Origin of the sequence: Leucobacter sp. CX87 (genome assembly GCF_018682295.1) — a bacterium.
In the GTDB taxonomy this organism is placed as follows: Bacteria; Actinomycetota; Actinomycetes; order Actinomycetales; family Microbacteriaceae; genus Cx-87.
The window spans coordinates 250,002-266,135 of record NZ_JAFIRI010000001.1 but is presented as its reverse complement, the minus strand read 5'-3'; the positions used below and the strand labels follow the sequence as shown (position 1 = coordinate 266,135).

17 protein-coding genes and 6 tRNA genes are annotated in these 16,134 nt (G+C 65.9%); 11 read left to right on the top strand and 12 right to left on the bottom strand.

The window, feature by feature from the left end; translation table 11 throughout:
• Positions 1-4: 4 nt before the first annotated feature.
• Positions 5-805 (top strand): trimeric intracellular cation channel family protein, encoded by an 801-nt coding sequence (locus KOE53_RS01260; RefSeq protein ID WP_188057099.1) that lies wholly within the window; start codon positions 5-7, stop codon positions 803-805.
• Here the strand turns inward: KOE53_RS01260 and ruvC are convergent, their stop codons facing one another.
• The 6 genes from ruvC to KOE53_RS01230 form a co-directional block, all read right to left on the bottom strand.
• Complete coding sequence (gene ruvC, locus KOE53_RS01255) at positions 806-1,411, bottom strand: crossover junction endodeoxyribonuclease RuvC (protein WP_188044811.1); 606 nt, start codon at positions 1,409-1,411, stop codon at positions 806-808.
• A gap of 11 nt (positions 1,412-1,422) precedes the next feature.
• Positions 1,423-2,187 (bottom strand): YebC/PmpR family DNA-binding transcriptional regulator, encoded by a 765-nt coding sequence (locus KOE53_RS01250; protein WP_188044812.1) that lies wholly within the window; start codon positions 2,185-2,187, stop codon positions 1,423-1,425.
• Positions 2,188-2,270: 83 nt separating this feature from the next.
• The gene (locus tag KOE53_RS01245) at positions 2,271-2,834 is read right to left on the bottom strand and encodes an HIT family protein (RefSeq protein ID WP_188045026.1); all 564 of its coding nucleotides are present in this window, start codon (positions 2,832-2,834) and stop codon (positions 2,271-2,273) included.
• Between the two features lie 38 nt (positions 2,835-2,872).
• Positions 2,873-4,795, bottom strand: a complete 1,923-nt coding sequence (thrS, locus tag KOE53_RS01240) for a threonine--tRNA ligase (protein WP_215401653.1) — start codon at positions 4,793-4,795, stop codon at positions 2,873-2,875.
• A gap of 144 nt (positions 4,796-4,939) precedes the next feature.
• Positions 4,940-5,015, bottom strand: a tRNA-Val gene (locus tag KOE53_RS01235).
• 176 nt (positions 5,016-5,191) lie between these two features.
• Positions 5,192-6,211, bottom strand: a complete 1,020-nt coding sequence (locus KOE53_RS01230; RefSeq protein ID WP_188057097.1) for a hypothetical protein — start codon at positions 6,209-6,211, stop codon at positions 5,192-5,194.
• A 194-nt stretch (positions 6,212-6,405) separates the two neighbouring features.
• Here KOE53_RS01230 and KOE53_RS01225 point away from each other — a divergent pair.
• The 3 genes from KOE53_RS01225 to KOE53_RS01215 all read left to right on the top strand — a co-directional run bounded on the left by KOE53_RS01225 (position 6,406) and on the right by KOE53_RS01215 (position 7,405).
• A tRNA-Gly gene (locus KOE53_RS01225) sits at positions 6,406-6,478 on the top strand.
• A 58-nt stretch (positions 6,479-6,536) separates the two neighbouring features.
• Positions 6,537-6,611: transfer RNA gene (locus KOE53_RS01220), tRNA-Val, on the top strand.
• Between the two features lie 98 nt (positions 6,612-6,709).
• Positions 6,710-7,405, top strand: a complete 696-nt coding sequence (locus tag KOE53_RS01215) for a Pr6Pr family membrane protein (protein WP_188057096.1) — start codon at positions 6,710-6,712, stop codon at positions 7,403-7,405.
• On the opposite strand, the gene KOE53_RS01210 is transcribed toward KOE53_RS01215, so the two are convergent.
• Complete coding sequence (locus KOE53_RS01210) at positions 7,371-7,745, bottom strand: GntR family transcriptional regulator (protein WP_188057095.1); 375 nt, start codon at positions 7,743-7,745, stop codon at positions 7,371-7,373. The two genes, KOE53_RS01215 and KOE53_RS01210, sit on opposite strands and share 35 nt — an antisense overlap.
• Before the next feature lie 191 nt (positions 7,746-7,936).
• Here KOE53_RS01210 and KOE53_RS01205 point away from each other — a divergent pair.
• The 4 genes from KOE53_RS01205 to KOE53_RS01190 all read left to right on the top strand — a co-directional run bounded on the left by KOE53_RS01205 (position 7,937) and on the right by KOE53_RS01190 (position 8,754).
• Positions 7,937-8,009: transfer RNA gene (locus KOE53_RS01205), tRNA-Gly, on the top strand.
• A 44-nt stretch (positions 8,010-8,053) separates the two neighbouring features.
• Positions 8,054-8,127: transfer RNA gene (locus tag KOE53_RS01200), tRNA-Cys, on the top strand.
• A gap of 17 nt (positions 8,128-8,144) precedes the next feature.
• Positions 8,145-8,216: transfer RNA gene (locus tag KOE53_RS01195), tRNA-Val, on the top strand.
• A gap of 175 nt (positions 8,217-8,391) precedes the next feature.
• The gene (locus KOE53_RS01190; protein ID WP_188044816.1) at positions 8,392-8,754 is read left to right on the top strand and encodes a VOC family protein; all 363 of its coding nucleotides are present in this window, start codon (positions 8,392-8,394) and stop codon (positions 8,752-8,754) included.
• A gap of 14 nt (positions 8,755-8,768) precedes the next feature.
• Here KOE53_RS01190 and KOE53_RS01185 read toward each other — a convergent pair whose 3' ends face one another.
• Genes KOE53_RS01185 through zapE form a run of 4 tightly spaced genes read right to left on the bottom strand, consistent with a single transcriptional unit; the run spans position 8,769 to position 12,621 of the window.
• A complete protein-coding gene (locus KOE53_RS01185) occupies positions 8,769-10,139 on the bottom strand; it encodes an MFS transporter (protein ID WP_353055546.1) in 1,371 nt (456 codons plus the stop codon).
• Positions 10,136-10,927, bottom strand: coding sequence for a glycerophosphodiester phosphodiesterase family protein (locus tag KOE53_RS01180; protein WP_188057094.1), 792 nt, complete (start codon positions 10,925-10,927; stop codon positions 10,136-10,138). The genes KOE53_RS01185 and KOE53_RS01180 overlap by 4 nt, the downstream gene beginning before the upstream one ends.
• A gap of 35 nt (positions 10,928-10,962) precedes the next feature.
• A complete protein-coding gene (locus KOE53_RS01175) occupies positions 10,963-11,556 on the bottom strand; it encodes a type II toxin-antitoxin system PemK/MazF family toxin (RefSeq protein ID WP_251364041.1) in 594 nt (197 codons plus the stop codon).
• A 3-nt stretch (positions 11,557-11,559) separates the two neighbouring features.
• Positions 11,560-12,621 (bottom strand): cell division protein ZapE, encoded by a 1,062-nt coding sequence (gene zapE, locus KOE53_RS01170; RefSeq protein WP_188044818.1) that lies wholly within the window; start codon positions 12,619-12,621, stop codon positions 11,560-11,562.
• Between the two features lie 150 nt (positions 12,622-12,771).
• Between zapE and KOE53_RS01165 the strand changes: the two genes are divergently transcribed.
• On the top strand, positions 12,772-13,674 hold the full coding sequence (locus KOE53_RS01165; protein WP_188044819.1) for a sulfurtransferase: 903 nt from the start codon (positions 12,772-12,774) through the stop codon (positions 13,672-13,674).
• Positions 13,671-14,114 (top strand): SufE family protein, encoded by a 444-nt coding sequence (locus tag KOE53_RS01160; protein WP_188044820.1) that lies wholly within the window; start codon positions 13,671-13,673, stop codon positions 14,112-14,114. Before KOE53_RS01165 ends, KOE53_RS01160 begins: the two co-directional genes overlap by 4 nt.
• A 25-nt stretch (positions 14,115-14,139) precedes the next feature.
• Here the strand turns inward: KOE53_RS01160 and KOE53_RS01155 are convergent, their stop codons facing one another.
• On the bottom strand, positions 14,140-15,375 hold the full coding sequence (locus tag KOE53_RS01155; protein ID WP_188057093.1) for an alpha/beta hydrolase family protein: 1,236 nt from the start codon (positions 15,373-15,375) through the stop codon (positions 14,140-14,142).
• A 115-nt stretch (positions 15,376-15,490) separates the two neighbouring features.
• Here KOE53_RS01155 and KOE53_RS01150 point away from each other — a divergent pair, with 115 nt between their 5' ends.
• Positions 15,491-16,129 carry a DUF3000 domain-containing protein gene (locus KOE53_RS01150; RefSeq protein WP_188057092.1) on the top strand — a complete coding sequence of 213 codons (639 nt, stop codon included), beginning with the start codon at positions 15,491-15,493 and terminating at the stop codon, positions 16,127-16,129.
• The last annotated feature ends 5 nt before the right edge of the window (positions 16,130-16,134 follow it).

Below are 16,134 nucleotides of genomic sequence, written 5' to 3'. Positions count from 1 at the left end.
AGGGGTGCTCGACGAGACCTTCCAGACCCCGATCGCCATCGACCTCATTGCGGTGGGTGTCGGCAGTTTGCAGGGCGCCATGTTCGCCGCCGGGTTCAAACGAATCGACCTGCTCGGAGTCGCGATCATCGGCATCGCATCGGGCATCGGCGGCGGCTTCCTGCGCGACGTCCTGCTGAGCGTCACCCCGATGGCGTTCTCGAACAACTGGTACCTCCTGACAGCGACGATCGCCGCGCTCGTCGGCATGTTGCTGCAGCGACTTCTACAGCGAGTCGACCCCGTGATCACGCTACTCGACGCCGTCACGATTGGCTTGTTTGGCGCGATCGGCACCACCAAGGCGCTCGCGATGGGGCTGCCGACCGTTCCTGCACTCTTCATCGGAGGCGTCTCTGCCGTCGGCGGCGGCGTGCTGCGTGACCTCATGCTCAACATCCCGATCGCGCTCATGCACGTCGGCTCGCTGTACGCGATCGCGAGCCTCGTCGGGACCGGAGTTCTCGTGACACTCCTGACCTTCGGAGTGGATGTGTTCGTCGCGGGGATCATCTGCGTCGTGGTGACCACCGTGTTGCGTCTCCTCGCCGTGCGATACGGCTGGAGCCTGCCCGAGCAGCGCGCCCTGAGCCGTTTGCGCCGGCGGAAGGAACGCGAGGCCGAGGCCACCATCGAGGCGATTCAGACCCAAGCGATCCGCACGATCCCGCCGATCGCCCCGATCACCGCCGAGATGCCAAGCGCGGGCCCAACTCCCCCGCAGGATCCCGGGCCAGCCGCCCCGGGGGCACACCCGGCGCGGTAGCTACTTGCGGGCCCCTCGGCGCTCGGCCTCGCGCCACGCGCGCTGAGCCGGAGTCTCCCCGCCGGGCGTCACCGGGATCCGGACCTGCGCGGAAATGCCCGAACGGGGCGCGCCGACGACAGCCGCGCCACCGCGTCCGAGCTGCCAGGCATGGGTGATCGCCAGGGCGAGGGCATCCGCCGCGTCCGCTGGCTTGGGCGGGGCGTCGAGCCCCAGCAGCCGAGTGACCATGCGCGTCACCTGGCCTTTGTCGGCATTGCCGTACCCGGTCACCTGGGCCTTCACCTCGCTGGGGGTGTACATCGTCACCGGGATCCCGCGTTGGGCCGCCAGGAACATGACGACACCACTGATCTGTGCAACCCCCATCACACTAGGCAGATTCTGCTGAGCGAAGACGCGCTCGATCGCCAGCGCGTCCGGGCGATTGCCGTCTAAGATCCGTCCGATCGCCTCGCCGAGCATCAACAGACGCTCCGGCAGGGGCGTATCGGCGGCGCTCGTCACCACCTCGACATGTTCGAAGGTCACCTTCCGGCGGGGAGAAACAGAAACGACACCGACCCCGCACCTGGTGAGGCCGGGGTCGATGCCGATAATGCGCATAGCGGTGGTGACTACTCGTCTTCCGCGAGCTCGGCCTGCACGGCGTCCGTGAGGTCGAAGTTTGCGAAGATGTTCTGCACGTCGTCGAGGTCCTCAAGCGCGTCGATCAAACGGAACACCTTGCGGGCCGTCTCAGCGTCAATCTCGACCTTGAGGTTCGGTACGAACTCGGCCTCGGCGGAGTCATAGTCGATCCCGGCCTCCATGAGTGCGGTGCGGGTCGCCACCAGATCGCTCGCCTCGGTGAGGACCTCGAAGGTCTCGCCGTTCGGTGCGGCGTTGACTTCCTCCGCGCCTGCCTCGAGCACGGCCATGAGAATGTCGTCCTCGGTCGTCCCCTCGGCGGGGATCGTGATGACACCCTTCCGCGTGAAGTTATAGGCGACGCTGCCCGGGTCTGCCATGTTGCCGCCATTACGGCTCATGGCCGTGCGGACCTCCGCGGCGGCGCGGTTCTTGTTGTCCGTGAGGCACTCGATCAGCAGCGCGATGCCGCCCGGAGCGTAGCCTTCGTACATGATCGTCGTGTACTCGACGGCATCGCCGGTGAGACCTGCGCCGCGCTTAATCGCGCGATCGATGTTGTCGCCGGGAACCGAGTTCTTCTTCGCCATCCGCACAACCTCGGCGAGGCCGGGGTTGCCCTCAAGGTCAGCGCCGCCGATGCGGGCGGCAACCTCGATGTTCTTGATGTACTTCGCGAAGGCCTTCGCGCGACGCGAGTCGATGATGGCCTTCTTGTGCTTGGTGGTGGCCCATTTGGAGTGTCCGGACATTGAGAATCATCCTCTTCTGGTGTCAGTACGGTCTAGATTACGTCAGTGCGGCGTCGCCTCACGTGAATTCGGCGACGCGAGCCCTAGGGCTCGGGCCAAGCCGCGGCAATCGACGCGCGAACGTCGCCGAGCAGCTGCGGGAGCGCCTTCGTCTTCGCGATGATCGGAAGGAAGTTCGCGTCGGACTTCCAGCGCGGCACGATGTGCTGGTGCAGGTGCGCGGCGATGCCGGCCCCTGCGACCTCGCCCTGGTTCATACCGAGGTTGTACCCGTCGTTTCGCGAGACCTGCTTCACCACGCGCATCGCAATCTGCGTCAACGCGCCGATCTCGGCGACCTCTTCGGCAGTCGCGAGGTCGTACGTCGAGAAGTGCCGATAGGGGCAGACGAGCAAGTGCCCGCTGTTGTACGGGAACAGATTCAGCAACACGAACGCGTGCTCGCCGCGGGCCACGATCAACGATTCCTCGTCTGACATCGACGGCGCCACGCAGAACGGACAATCGTCGCGGTCGGGCTGTTGTCCATCAGTGATGTACACCATGCGGTGCGGCGTCCAGAGCCGCTGGAACTCATCGGGCACCCCGGCAAGGTGGGCGGAAGCGGCGAGCGCGGAATCGGCTGCCGCCTCGCGCGATGCCTCCATGTCGGGGTGCTCCGAGTCGTCCATATACGAACCGAGGGTTAGGCGTCCCATGCCGTGAGCACCTGCTCCTTGGCGGCGATCGCACCGAGAATCCGCTCGATCGCATCGTCGACCGAGACGCCATTCATCTGCGTGCCGTCGCGGAAGCGGAAGCTCACCGTGCCGCCATCGCGGTCCGCCTCGCCAGCGATGAGCTGGAAGGGGACCCTTTCCTTCGTGTGGTTGCGGATCTTCTTCTGCATGCGATCGTCGCTGTGATCGACGTGGGCGCGCACACCCTTCGCCTTCAGCCGGTCGATGATCTCCTGCAGGTAGTCGCCAAACTGATCGGCGACGGGAACGCCCACGACCTGCACTGGCGAGAGCCAGACCGGGAAGGCTCCCGCATAGTGCTCCAGCAGGATCGCGAAGAAGCGCTCAATCGAACCCAGCAGCGCGCGGTGAATCATGACGGGCTGCTTGCGCGTCCCGTCGCTCGCGGCGTACTCAAGCTCGAACAGCTCGGGCTGGTTGAAGTCCAGCTGCACGGTCGAGAGCTGCCAAGTGCGGCCGATCGCGTCGCGCGCCTGGACCGAGATCTTGGGACCGTAGAAGGCCGCGCCGCCGGGATCGGCGACGAGCTCCAGGCCCGATTCCAGTGCGACCTCGCGCAGCGTCTCGGTCGCCTCGTCCCACTGGGCGTCCGTGCCGACCGACTTCTTCGGGTCGCGCGTCGACAACTCGAGGTAGAAGTCATCGAGGCCGTAGCCGCGCAGCGTCTCGAACACGAACTCGAGCTGCTTCTTCACCTCGTCCTTGACCTGCTCGTCGGTGACGTAGATGTGCGCGTCGTCCTGGGTCAAGCCGCGTACCCGAGTGAGGCCCGCCAGCGTGCCGCTCTTCTCGTAGCGATAGACCGTGCCGAACTCGGCAAGGCGCAGCGGGAGCTCGCGGTACGAGCGGCCGCGCGCGCGGAAGATGAGGTTGTGGAACGGGCAGTTCATGGGCTTCAGGTAGTAATCCTGGCCCTGCCGGGTGACGTTGCCGTCGGCGTCCTTGATCTCGTCAAGGTGCATCGCCGGGAACATGCCGTCCTTGTACCAGTTCAGGTGCTGGCTGGTCTCGAACAGCGAGCCCTTCGTGATGTGCGGGCTATTCACGAGCTCGTAGCCGTTCGCGAGCAACTGCTCGCGCATGAACGACTCAATCTCGTGTCGGATGATGCCGCCCTTGGGGTGGAACACCGCGAGCCCCGAACCGATTTCGTCGGGGAAGCTAAAGAGATCGAGCTCGCTGCCAAGGCGGCGGTGGTCACGCTTCAGCGCTTCTTCGATGCGTCCTTGATAGGCGCGCAGCTCATCCTTCGACGGCCAAGCGGTGCCATACATGCGCTGGAGCTGGGGGTTGTGCTCACTGCCGCGCCAGTACGCCGCAGCAGTGCGGGTCAGTGCCCAGCCGTTGCCGATCATGCGGGTGTTCGGCAGGTGCGGTCCGCGGCAGAGGTCCTTCCAGCAGACCTCGCCGGTCTTCGGATCGACGTTGTCGTAGATCGTGAGCTCGGCGCCGCCGACCTCGACGCTCTCGTTGTCCGAGCCAGCGTCGGAGCCGCCCTTCAAACCGATGAGTTCGAGCTTGTAGGGCTCGTTCGCGAGCTCTGCCCGGGCCTCGTCCTCGGTCACGACACGGCGCATGAAGCGCTGGCCCTGGCGGACGATTCGGTCCATCTCCTTCGAGATCGCCTTCACGTCCTCGGGAGTGAACGGCTCGGCCGGATCGAAGTCGTAGTAGAAGCCATCCGTGATGGGCGGGCCGATGCCCAGCTTCGCCTCAGGGTTGATGCGCTGCACAGCCTGAGCCAACACGTGCGCCGCAGAGTGGCGCAGGATGTTCAGCCCGTCGGGTGAATCGATCGTGACCGCCTCGACCGTGTTCTCGTCAGTGACGGTGTGCGCCAGGTCGCGCAGCTCGCCGTCGACGCGCATCGCGACGACAGAACGGTCAGTGAACAGGGAGAACCCATCGGCCACGGGGGCACGCTCCTTCTGAGGGAATGAAATTGGTCGATTTGATCCTATCGCCTGGCACACGCAAAACGCCCCGCGGCATGAGCTGCGGGGCGTTTCTCGTGGTGGGCGATACCGGACTCGAACCGATGACCTCTTCCGTGTGAAGGAAGCGCGCTACCAACTGCGCCAATCGCCCGTCTCGCCGAGCGCAGCACCCTGCGGTGCTGGACTTCGGCGGCGCCCCGAATCAAATCCGTGCGCCTGTGACTCGATCGATCATACACGGGGCGTTCGGCGCCGTCGCACTCCGGCCCACTTCCCGGGCGAGTCGCATGCAGTGGCGGGATCCTGCAGGAAGCGCGTCAGCAGCAGCTACTCCTCAGCCCGGTCTCCAGGGGGCGCGAGCCCACTGTCGATCTGCTGATCGAGGTCCGCTGAGGTTTGCCCGATCTCCTCGAGCCGAGCCCGCTTCTCGTCGAACCGAGCGACCTCTGCCTGGATGGCCGCGAGCTCGGTGTCGAGCGCGAGCCGTCGCTGTTCCAGGTCAGACATAATGCGGTTGAACTCCTCGATATTGCTCGAGAACTCGAAGTTCTCGTTGCGTCGCTTGAACTCTCGCGCATCGACGTTGAAGGCGTCGACCGCAGCTGAGTACGCTGCATTGCGCTGTTCGACATCCGCGCGAATCGCTTCGAGCTCAGCGGTGAGCGCGTCTGCCTCCTGCTGCAGCGCCACAAACAGGCCGTGGTAGTCGTTGAACAGGGCGACGATCTGCGACCGGTCCTCGAACCAGCGCGCATAGTGTTCCTCGAGCCACTCGGGTAAGTCCGCGACCTCGGTACCGAGGACCGAGTGCAGCTCGTTCGCAAACCCTGATCGCGACAGCCCCTCGTAGACCTGCATGCGCGCCGCAAGCGCCGGGTCGTTCTGGGCGAGGGTTTCGTACTCCTGCTCGAGCCGTCGGTCGAACTCTTGCCGCTCGCTCTCCCTCATGCGCGCGTGCGTCGCGTGCAGCAGCTCGTGAGCGGCGGTGACCTCGACGATCCCGTCGAGACGCTCGTCGGTCACCTCGAAGAGATGAATGTTGCCGTCGCTGAAGCAGCCGAGGACGTGCCCGCCATCGACGTGATCAACCCGCGAGCATTGTTCATTGAAATGCTGGCTGCTCTCGAGCGTCGGCTGTGTCGCGAAGAACACGATCGATCCCGCCTCGGTGAGGTCCAGCCGATCGGCGAGCTGTGTGATCGCTGGCGGCGCGTCGAAGCCGGCCGCAGCGATCCTGTCAGAGATCTGCTGCCTGTTGATGTATGCCGTTACGGCAATCACCAGGATCAGCACCGTCGCGATCGTCCATCCGATTCGCGCCAGCACTCGCCGCTTACCCGTAGCCATGCGGCAAGTATTCCGGAATGGCCCGCGCGAAACCTGATCCCTCGCCGCACAGCGTCATAGTGATGGTTCGCCACGCCCGAGCCGAGCACAAAAATCCCGGAATTCCGCTGCAGAAACGGCGTTCGGTCGCAGGATTTGGTGAGGCTCGAACAGTCGGGCTAAAGTAATCCAGGTACGCAGCAATGCGGACAAATGCGGACGTGGCGCAGCTGGTAGCGCACAACCTTGCCAAGGTTGGGGTCGCGAGTTCGAATCTCGTCGTCCGCTCGAGTGTAGTGAGTTTTCTCATTCACTTTATTGAATTGATATAGTTGTACTTGAGTTTGAGCGATTGGCGCAGCGGTAGCGCGCTTCCCTGACACGGAAGAGGTCGCTGGTTCGATCCCAGTATCGCTCACCATGAAGACCCGGCCCTGGCCGGGTCTTTTTTTGTCTACGTTTTGCGCCGGCTCGCCCGCCCCAGTCGCGCGCGCATGAGGCGGAGCTAGGCTGACCGCCATGCCCGAGTCACCCCCACGCCCAGCCGTTCTCCGCGCCGTCGGCTACGTTCGCGTGGGATGCGGTCTCGTCGTTCTCGCGGTGATCGGGTACGCCTACCTGCTCAGCATTGCGGCTGGCCGGGCGAATCCCATTGACTATTTTGGATACTTCACCAATCTCACGAGCCTCCTGACGAGCGTCGTCCTCGTGGTGACCGGGGCGCGGAATCTGCGGGGCATTGCCTCGCCCACCTGGCTCGTGTCGTTCCGCGCGCTAGCCACGGTCTGCATGCTCGTCGTCGGAGTGATCTACAACGTGCTCGTGCCTGGCACCGGCACAGCGCCCTTGTGGGCGAGCGTGATCCTGCACCTCCTATTTCCGCTCTACACCCTGCTCGACTGGGCGCTGGTCGGAGATCGGACGGCGCTCCCGTGGCGGCGCCTGTGGATCGTGCTGCCCTACCCGCTGCTCTGGCTCTCCGTCGTCCTCATGCGCGGGGCGACCGACGGATGGGTGCCCTACGGGTTCTTGCTTCCCTCGCAGGGCCTCATGTCTCTGGCAATGTATTGCGGCGGACTGCTGGTGGCGCTCCTCGCGGCGGGCGCGTTGACCTGGGGGTGCGGGAGGTTGCCCGGCGTCGGCCCGTTTACACGCGACGCCATTGCCCCGAGCACAGAGCTCAGCCTTGCTGCCCGCTCCGGTCCGAACGCGTGACATAACGAGCAACATCGTCACGCCCAAACCCCAGCGCCGCCATGGCATCGACATACTCGCGCGTTAAAGAGAGTGCGCGTGCGTGGGTGTCAGGTTCGTTGAGGATTGACGAGACGATCGTGCCGTTTCGGCCCATCGTCTGCACGAACCCGTCGGCCTCGAGCTCTCGATAGCTGCGCGCAACCGTATTGGCCGCGAGGCCGAGCTCTTCGGCAAGCCTTCTCACCGGAGGCAACTTGGCGCCAGGCCCCAACTCGCCGCCCCGAATCTGAGAGAGCAGCTGATCCTTCAGCTGCTCGAACGGCGGCGTCGCCACACTCTGGTCAATCTTCAGCTTCATCTGGGCTCCCGTCAGGCCGAGTCTAATCATCCAGAGCAGAGAAGCGGCACCCCACGTTTCGATCACTGAGAGGGACGGAATCGTGGGTGAGCGTGCCGCGACTCCCCCGGGATTGAAATAAAAGGTGGCCGATTTGCGGCGACCAGAAATCTCCGGCTAAGGTAGACAGGTACGCAGCGATGCGGACACATGCGGACGTGGCGCAGCTGGTAGCGCACAACCTTGCCAAGGTTGGGGTCGCGAGTTCGAATCTCGTCGTCCGCTCTAGTGAATGAGTAACATCATTCGCTCGTGGTGGCAACCACGACGGTGGCGTGGCCGAGAGGCTAGGCACCGGCCTGCAAAGCCGTTTACACGGGTTCGAATCCCGTCGCCACCTCCATACAACTTCATAGTTTTGAGCGATTGGCGCAGCGGTAGCGCGCTTCCCTGACACGGAAGAGGTCGCTGGTTCGATCCCAGTATCGCTCACGAAGAGAAAGCCCCTGAGAAATCAGGGGCTTTCTGCGTTGCAGTGGGGGCGCTTCCTTCACACGGAAGAGGTCATTCGCTTCCCTCGGGACTCACCCCTTGTGTATCGCCGCAGACCGTCGCAGACTGGCAGGCACGCGCGTCCGCGCACACCATCCATCTCGCAGGAGGCACCGTGATCGGCATCTTGCACGCGATCGTCCTTGAATCCGCCAGCCCCGAAGAGCTCGCGAAGTTCTACCAGCAGATCCTCGGCGGTGAAGTCTTCGTCGAGGACGACGGCTGGGTCGAGCTCGTCTCGGCTGACGGCGACCCACGGCTCTCATTTCAACTGAGCCCGGGGCACATCCCGCCGGTTTGGCCTGGCGACGACGGAGACCAGCAGTTCCACCTCGACATCCACGTCGACGACCTCGCGGTGGCCCACGACGCGCTCCTCGCGGTTGGCGCACGCCCGGTGGACCGCCCCGACGGGAAGATCACCGGCTTCCGCGTCTATCTCGACCCGTCGGGGCACCCGTTCTGCACCGTCGACTAGACATCCATCCGGGGCTATCGCGACGCCTCTGCCTGGCGTCCGTCTCGGACGAACAACATCGCCACAAACCCCGCAACGAGAATCAACGCGATCCCGAGGATCCCCCAGTACTGCGTGTTTGCCTGCCCCGTCACCCAGGCGCCGAGTCCGATGGCAAGCCCGAAGAAGATCGGTGCCAGGAACGAGATCGCTCGCCCCGTCGTCGCGTAGAGGCCGAACATCTCGCCGGCCTTCCCCTCGGGAATGGCGCGTGCGAGGTAGGAACGTGACGCCGACTGCGCCGGGCCCACAAACGCAGTCATGGCGAGCCCCAGCGTCCAAAAAACAATCTGCCCACCGTCGTGCAGGAAGAAAATCGCGGTCGCCAGGATGCAGAGCGCACCCAGCGAGATCAGAATCACCCGCTTGGGGCCGATCTTGTCGTCCAGCAAGCCGAAGAGCATGGTGGAGACACCAGCAACAATGTTCGCCGCCGCCCCGAAGATGATCACGTCCCCCACGCCGAAGCCGAATGAGCCGGCGGCGAGCACCGCACCAAAAGTAAATACCCCGGCAAGGCCGTCGCGAAAGAGCGCCGAGGCCATGAGGAAGTAGACCGTGTTGCGGTCGCTCCGCCACAGGCGAGCGATCGACTGTCCCAGCAGCTTGTACGAGGCCAGGATCCCGACGCGCTTGACGACTGCCTTGGGGCGATCGCGCAGCACGAGGAAGGTGGGAATCGTGAACACCAGGATCCAGACGCCGCACAGCAGCATCGACACGCGAATGTTCATGCCGTTCTCGCCGGTCACCCCGAACAGTCCCACGTCAGGGCTGATGAATGCGAAGTAGAGCGACAGGAGCGCGACGATGCCCCCGATGTAGCCGAGTCCCCAGCCGAATCCCGAGACTCGTCCGATGGTCTGTTTCGTCGAGACTTCCTCGATCAGCGCGTAGTAGTTCACATTTGCGATTTCACCGACGATGGAAACGACCGCGAGGATCCCGAGGCCCCACCAGAGATACCCGGGTTCAGGCCGGATAAAGAACAACGATGCAGCCAGCAGCGCAATCAGCCAGGTTTGCCAGCGGAGGTTCCGTACGGTGCGCCCGGTGCGGTCTGAGTTCTGCCCGAGGACGGGCGCGAGCACGGCGACCGCCAGTCCGCCGAGCGCTGTGGTGAGCGCAAGCGCTTGAGACGTCGCGTTCTCGGTTCCGAACGACGCGCCGGTGATGTAGACGCTAAACACGAACGTGATGATGACCGTGTTCAGCGGCTGCGTCCCCCAGTCCCAGAGGGCCCAAGCGGCAACGGCCTTCCGCGCTGGGGCCCGATCCCGTGAGGGAGGACCGACCTGGGCTGCGCCCTGAGCGCCTGCCTCTTCCTGTGCGTCGATGCGGTTCACGCGTTGCCTTCCCAGAGGTTTCGGTCGATGAGTACGTCTTTGAGCGTGGCGATGTCGTCAGTGACGAGCCCGTCCACGCCGAGATCAATGAGTCGTTCCATGTCAGGCCGATCGTTGACCGTCCACACGTGCACTGCGGCGCCACGCCGGTGAGCGGCGTCGATCATGCGCCTTCCGACGATCCGTAGCCCCGTCCGCGGGTCACGCTCGGGCACTTGAAACACGCTCCCGGTGAGCGGCCAGGCCGAGCGCACGCCGGGGAGCAGGCTCAGCACGCCGACCTCGAGTGGCGGCGCCGAGGTCGCCACCCGTCCGCCCGACAATCGGCGAAATGATCGCAGGCGCCCGCCGCTAAAGCTGCCCACGCAGACTCGGTCCCAGGCCGCAGCGCGCCCCAGCACATCGATGAGGGGTCGTTCGACCCCGGGCGCCTTGAGGTCGACGTTGAAGCGTGCCGTCGGAAACGCGGCAAGGAGTTCGTCGAAGCGCGGGATGGGCTCGGCTCCCCCGATGCGCGCGCGGGCAATTTCGTCCCACGTCAGGTGGGCGATCCGTCCAACGTCATTGGTCACGCGATCGAGCGCGTGGTCGTGAAACGCCACCAGCACCCCGTCTCGGGTGACGTGCACGTCGGTCTCGAGGTAGCGGTATCCCGCGTCCCACGCGGAAGCGAAGGCGCGCATGCTGTTCTCAAACTCAGCGGGGGCCGCCTGGCTGAACCCGCCACGGTGCGCCAGCGCTACGAAAGGAACGTCAAGGTAGGCAGGACGCGTCCTCTGCTGCGGCATGGACTCATGTTAGCGGGATCAAGACCCCAGAAGCGCTAGGCGGCGAACCCGTGTAGCGCCGCCACTCGCCCGACCACCCGAGTGAAGCGGTCGCGGCTCAGCACGTGTCCTTCGCGTCGCATTCCCCCATCAGTCAAGCGAAGCACCCGGTCCGGGGCCAGGAAGCTCTCGCGTCCCTGGCTGTCCCAGCCGCCGGTGCCGACCGAGACGTAGCCATCGTGCTGCTTGGTGGTCAGGAAACAACCTGCGACCGACGCGCCGTCAATGCGGGCGATCACGAGCACGGGACGGTCCTTGCCGCGGCCGTCGTGCTCTTCAAAGGGCACCCACGTCCACACGATCTCCCCCGGGTCAGGGTCGCCATCGGCGCTCGGGGAATAGCTCGGGCGGAGGGCGCGCACTTCGGCGGCAGAGAGATCGCGGGTCGCGCCCTCCCCGAACTGCCCGGGACTTTCGAACTCTGTCGCCCGATACCCGGCAGGATCCGTCCGCGGCGCCGTGGGCAAGTTGGAGCCAGCCGTGCCGGCTGAACCCACGGGCGTGGCACCATTCTTTGGCTTCGCCAGCCCCTGGAGCAGGTCGCGGAGCGCGCGGCCGACCGCGTACCAGCCGCTTCCCTGGCCGGCCATGGCCTACGCCTGACCCGTGGTGAGCGCGTTCAGGCGGGAGACGCAGCGCAGATACTTCTTGCGGTAGCCGCCATCGAGCATCCCGCCACCGAAGATCGTGTCGAGCGGAATCCCGGTGGCCCGAATCGGGATCTGCGCGTCATAGACTCGGTCGATGAACGCGACGAAGCGCAGGGCGTCGGTCTGATCGGTGAGCTCGTACACGTCGCGCAGACCGATCGCTCGCACGCCGTCGAGCAGCCGAACGTAGGTCGACGGGTGGATCGTCGAGAGGTGACCGAGCAGACCACGGAAATCGTCATCGGTCACGCGGTCGCCCGCAGCAACGGCGTCGGCGAGCGCGAACTGGTACTCGTCGGCGCTGAGGGTCACCGAGTGGCCGGTGACGTCACGCTGTCGATAATCAGAACCGTCGATCCTGATCGTCAGGAACTGGTCGGACATCGCTTGAATCTCGCGCAGGAAGTCAGCCGCAGCAAAACGCCCTTCGCCGAGCGCGTTCGGCGGGGTGTTCGACGTCGCTACGATGCGCGAACCGCTCGCGACGAGCTCGCCGAGCAAGCGGGTCATCAACATCGTGTCGCCCGGGTCGTCGAGCTCGAACTCGTCGATGCAGATGAGCCGGGCGCCCTGCAGCACGCCGACGGTCGCCGCGTACCCGAGCGCGCCGACGAGAGCGGTGTACTCGATGAAGGTGCCGAAATACTTGCGCCCGGTCGTCGCGTGCCACGTCGCGGCGAGCAGGTGCGTCTTGCCGACGCCGAAGCCGCCATCGAGGTACACACCCGGCTTCGCGGGCGCCACCTGTTGCGGCGCGGACTTCTTCCGTCCGAAGCCGAGAAATCCGCCGCCGCCGCGTTGAATTGCCGCGACGGGAGCCGCAAACGCCTGGAGCACGTCGCGTGCCTCGGCCTGCGAGGCGTGATCGGGATCCGGCCGGTACGACTCGAATGTCGCAGTGTCGAATTGCCGGGGCGGGACGAGGGTCGAGACGATCTCGGCTCCGGAAATCGTTGGCGTGCGGTCAACGAGTCGAGCAGCGGAGTGCTGGGCGTCGTGCGTCATCGTGAGGCTGGTGACCCTTCGGGCGTGGGCGGAGAAAGTTCAGGGAAATACAGGCGGAGGGCCTACCGTTGAGAACAGTGTCCCCGCCCTCGGTAGTGTATCCGCTCCCTCGCGGGCTCCCGCCGCACCTAGACCTCGGAGGATCACCAGATGCCCATCGCGCCAGACCCGCACCCCTCGCTCGCCCAGTACGCGCACCCCGAACGACTGGTCACCACCGATTGGCTCGCGGCGCATCTCGGTGAAGAAGGGCTTGTCGTCGTGGAGTGCGACGAGGACGTGCTGCTGTACGAGATGGGCCACATCCCGGGCGCCGTCAAGCTGGACTGGCACATCGATCTGAACGACCCCGTCGAGCGCGATTTCCTGGGCGGCCAGGCGCTCGCCACCCTGCTCTCCGAGCGGGGCATCACCCGAGACGACACGATCGTGATTTACGGCGACAAGAACAATTGGTGGGCCGCGTACGCGCTGTGGATCCTGTCGCTCTTCGGACACGAGGACGTGAGGCTGCTCGACGGCGGGCGCGACGCCTGGCTCGCCGAGGGCCGTGCGATGACCCGGGAGCGCACCGAGCGGGAGGCGACCGATTACCCGGTGATTTCCCGGGACGACGATCAGCTCCGCGCCTACCGCGACGACGTCCGGGCGCACCTGGGTCAGCCGCTCATCGATGTGCGTTCCCCCGCCGAGTACACCGGAGAGCGCACGAGCGCGCCGGACTACCCGGAAGAGGGCGCGCTGCGCGCAGGCCACATCCCGACCGCGAAGAACGTGCCCTGGGCACGCGCCGTGGCCGAGGACGCTCGTTTTCGCAGCTTCGCCGAGCTCGAGGCGATCTACCGCGACGAGATCGGCATCCACCCCGGCGACGAGGTCATCGTGTACTGCCGCATCGGAGAACGCAGCGCGCACACCTGGTTTGTGCTCACCCACCTGCTGGGCCAGGATTCCGTCCGCAACTACGACGGATCGTGGTCGGAGTGGGGTTCGCTCGTCGGCGCCCCGATCGCTCGCGGCGTTGATGCGGGGCTCGTGGCGGTGCGCCGATGACCGCCCTCGCTCCCTCGCTCGCCGAAATCCGCGACGGCTTCCTCGAACTCGAGGGACAGGAACGCCTGCTGTACCTCCTGGAGTTTTCGGACGAGCTGCCTGAACTGCCGACTGAGTATCAGGATCACCCCGAACTGCTCGAGCGTGTTGAGGAGTGCCAATCGCCGGTCTTCTTGATCTCCGAGGTCGACGCCGCCGCGGAGCACTTCCGCCTGGTCGCCTCGGCGCCCGCTGAATCGCCGACCACCCGCGGGTTCGCGTCGATCCTGGTGCAGGGCCTCGCCCCGTTGACACCGCGAGAGGTCCTCGAGGTGCCGGTCGACTTCCCTCAGGAGCTCGGACTCACCCAGCTGGTCTCGCCGCTGCGCATGCGCGGCATGACCTTCATGCTCGCGCGCATCCAGCGGCAGGTTCGCGAGAAGCTCGCGCTCGCCTCTTAGCCTGGGCAGGATCCGCCCGACGGCCTCAGCCCGCAGGCAACTGCTCGAGGAACGCCCGCGTCACGTCATCCCAGCGTTCGGGCTCGACGTTCCACAGGCGCACGTGCTCGCCCCGTGCCCGGTGAAGCGTGACCAGGTCGGGTCGCAGCGCGGCGAGCTCGCGCGCCGGGCCCTCGGGCACGAACGTGTCGCCGGGGCTGCAGTGGATGAGGGTCGGGACGCGCAGGCGCCGCGCAAACGCGCGCGGAGTCAGCTCCCGCAGCGGAATCCCGCCGGGCACGCCGCTGCGCACGAGCCCAGTCTCAAGCAGCCACGCGCCCAGCAGGCCGAACAGGCGCGGGGCACGCGCGAGCCGCGTGTGATGGACCACGAGCTCGCGCCAGTGCAGCGCGGGTGAATCGAGCACGACTGCGTCGATGAGTGACGCGTGCTCGGAGCGGCTGGCGGCGAGCAGACACGCCGTGGCGCCCATCGACCAGCCAAACAGGGTGATCTGGGCCGCGCCGCGTCGCTTCGCCTGCGCCATCGCCGCAGCAACGTCTTCCCACTCTGCCGCACCAAATCCATATCGTCCGTTGATAGCGGCTGTCGAGCCGGGGTCGCCCCGATAACTGATCACGAGGCTCGTACGCCCGGTCCGCCGGGCGACGCGCACGCCGCGCAGCGTCTCCGCGGGCGATGCACCCCGCCCATGCACGTGGATCGCCCAGTGGGTACGGTGGTCGGGACTCTGATCGCCGTCTGCCGGAATCAGCCAGGCGGGCGAGACTCCCCCGGCGACCGGGATCAGGATGGTTTCTGCTCGGGCATCGAGCCCGGTGGCCCCGGAGTACCACCAACCGGTGATCCGGCCGACCGCCCCGGCACGCAAGTGTCCTCGATCGACCCCGATAAGTTCGCGCTCTACCCAGGCATGCGGTTCTGCAGTGCCCGGCGCGCTCTGACGCACGATGGCGCCGAGCTGCGCATGCCCCGGTGTGACCTCGTCCTGGTCGAACAGGAATGAGTATTGGGCGCCCGGCAAGCCGGCGTCCTCGCCGCCCAGCCGCACGACGCGGCGTGGATCCTGCGGGCGCCCCGAGAGCGCGAGCACACGCACCGGAGCCGCGGCACGACGACTCGGCACCACCATGCGGCGCGCAACATGCACGCCCGCAGCCACACATCCCGCCAGCGCGGCAAGAGCGGCGGCGGAGAAGCCGAGCCGGACGGGACGGAAACGGCACACAGCGAGGTTCTGGCCTAGGTTCCTGCGGCGCATCCCACTCCCATCATCGCAATTGCTCCCTGCGGCAGCTCCACCCCTTCACGACGTGCGAGAATCCCGGCGTGGCGAGCGAGCGAGCTTCACAGGAAACTCTAGTGTTCCCAGTGTGATGGCGACGATCGGTGCGGCTCCAGCCGCCTTTGACCGCGCGGTAGCGCAGCTGCGCACAGCGGTGTTCCGTAGCGAGCTTTCGGTACGCGAGATTCCCGCCCCCGAGCGCATCGCCCCCGAATCATTCGCGATTGCCGCCGACGTGCGGCTCGGCTCCGAAACATCTGAGGGCGACTCCCCCTACGGCGCAGGACGGTTCATCCTCATGCACGATCCGGAACTCGCAGCGGACTGGGGCGGGCCATTTCGCATCGTCTGCTTTGCGCAGGCGCCGCTCGAGATTGAGATCGGGCTCGATCCGTTCCTCGCCGACGTAGCTTGGTCCTGGCTCGTCGACGCGTTGGAATCCCGCGGCGCAGAGCTCACGTTCGCGTCAGGCACCGCCACCAAAGCGCTTTCGACTGGGTTTGGGGCGCTCGAGTCGGAGGGTGATGGCGCACAGATTGAGCTTCGAGCATCGTGGACTCCACTCGGAACCGACTTCGCCGCGCATGCCGAGGCCTGGGGAGAACTCCTCACCATGCTCGCCGGCCTGCCCCATCAGGAGGGGGTCGCCTCGCTCGACGCCATGCGACTGTCTGCCCGACACCCCGGATCCCGTGCCGGACGGCCGCACCCCGTCCCGCGCGTAGACTAGACCAG

Coding starts and splice junctions, on each gene's coding strand:
- KOE53_RS01180 (WP_188057094.1), bottom strand. CDS start 10,927: ATGCCGCAGCAGAGGACGCGTCCTGCCTACCTTGACGTTCCTTTCGTA.
- thrS (WP_215401653.1), bottom strand. CDS start 4,795: ATGCGCGTCGACGGCGAGCTGCGCGACCTGGCGCACACCGTCACTGAC.
- KOE53_RS01175 (WP_251364041.1), bottom strand. CDS start 11,556: ATGGCCGGCCAGGGAAGCGGCTGGTACGCGGTCGGCCGCGCGCTCCGC.
- KOE53_RS01155 (WP_188057093.1), bottom strand. CDS start 15,375: ATGCGCCGCAGGAACCTAGGCCAGAACCTCGCTGTGTGCCGTTTCCGT.
- zapE (WP_188044818.1), bottom strand. CDS start 12,621: ATGACGCACGACGCCCAGCACTCCGCTGCTCGACTCGTTGACCGCACG.
- KOE53_RS01250 (WP_188044812.1), bottom strand. CDS start 2,187: ATGTCCGGACACTCCAAATGGGCCACCACCAAGCACAAGAAGGCCATC.
- KOE53_RS01210 (WP_188057095.1), bottom strand. CDS start 7,745: ATGAAGCTGAAGATTGACCAGAGTGTGGCGACGCCGCCGTTCGAGCAG.
- KOE53_RS01165 (WP_188044819.1), top strand. CDS start 12,772: ATGCCCATCGCGCCAGACCCGCACCCCTCGCTCGCCCAGTACGCGCAC.
- KOE53_RS01230 (WP_188057097.1), bottom strand. CDS start 6,211: ATGGCTACGGGTAAGCGGCGAGTGCTGGCGCGAATCGGATGGACGATC.
- KOE53_RS01150 (WP_188057092.1), top strand. CDS start 15,491: ATGGCGACGATCGGTGCGGCTCCAGCCGCCTTTGACCGCGCGGTAGCG.
- KOE53_RS01215 (WP_188057096.1), top strand. CDS start 6,710: ATGCCCGAGTCACCCCCACGCCCAGCCGTTCTCCGCGCCGTCGGCTAC.
- ruvC (WP_188044811.1), bottom strand. CDS start 1,411: ATGCGCATTATCGGCATCGACCCCGGCCTCACCAGGTGCGGGGTCGGT.
- KOE53_RS01160 (WP_188044820.1), top strand. CDS start 13,671: ATGACCGCCCTCGCTCCCTCGCTCGCCGAAATCCGCGACGGCTTCCTC.
- KOE53_RS01245 (WP_188045026.1), bottom strand. CDS start 2,834: ATGGAGGCATCGCGCGAGGCGGCAGCCGATTCCGCGCTCGCCGCTTCC.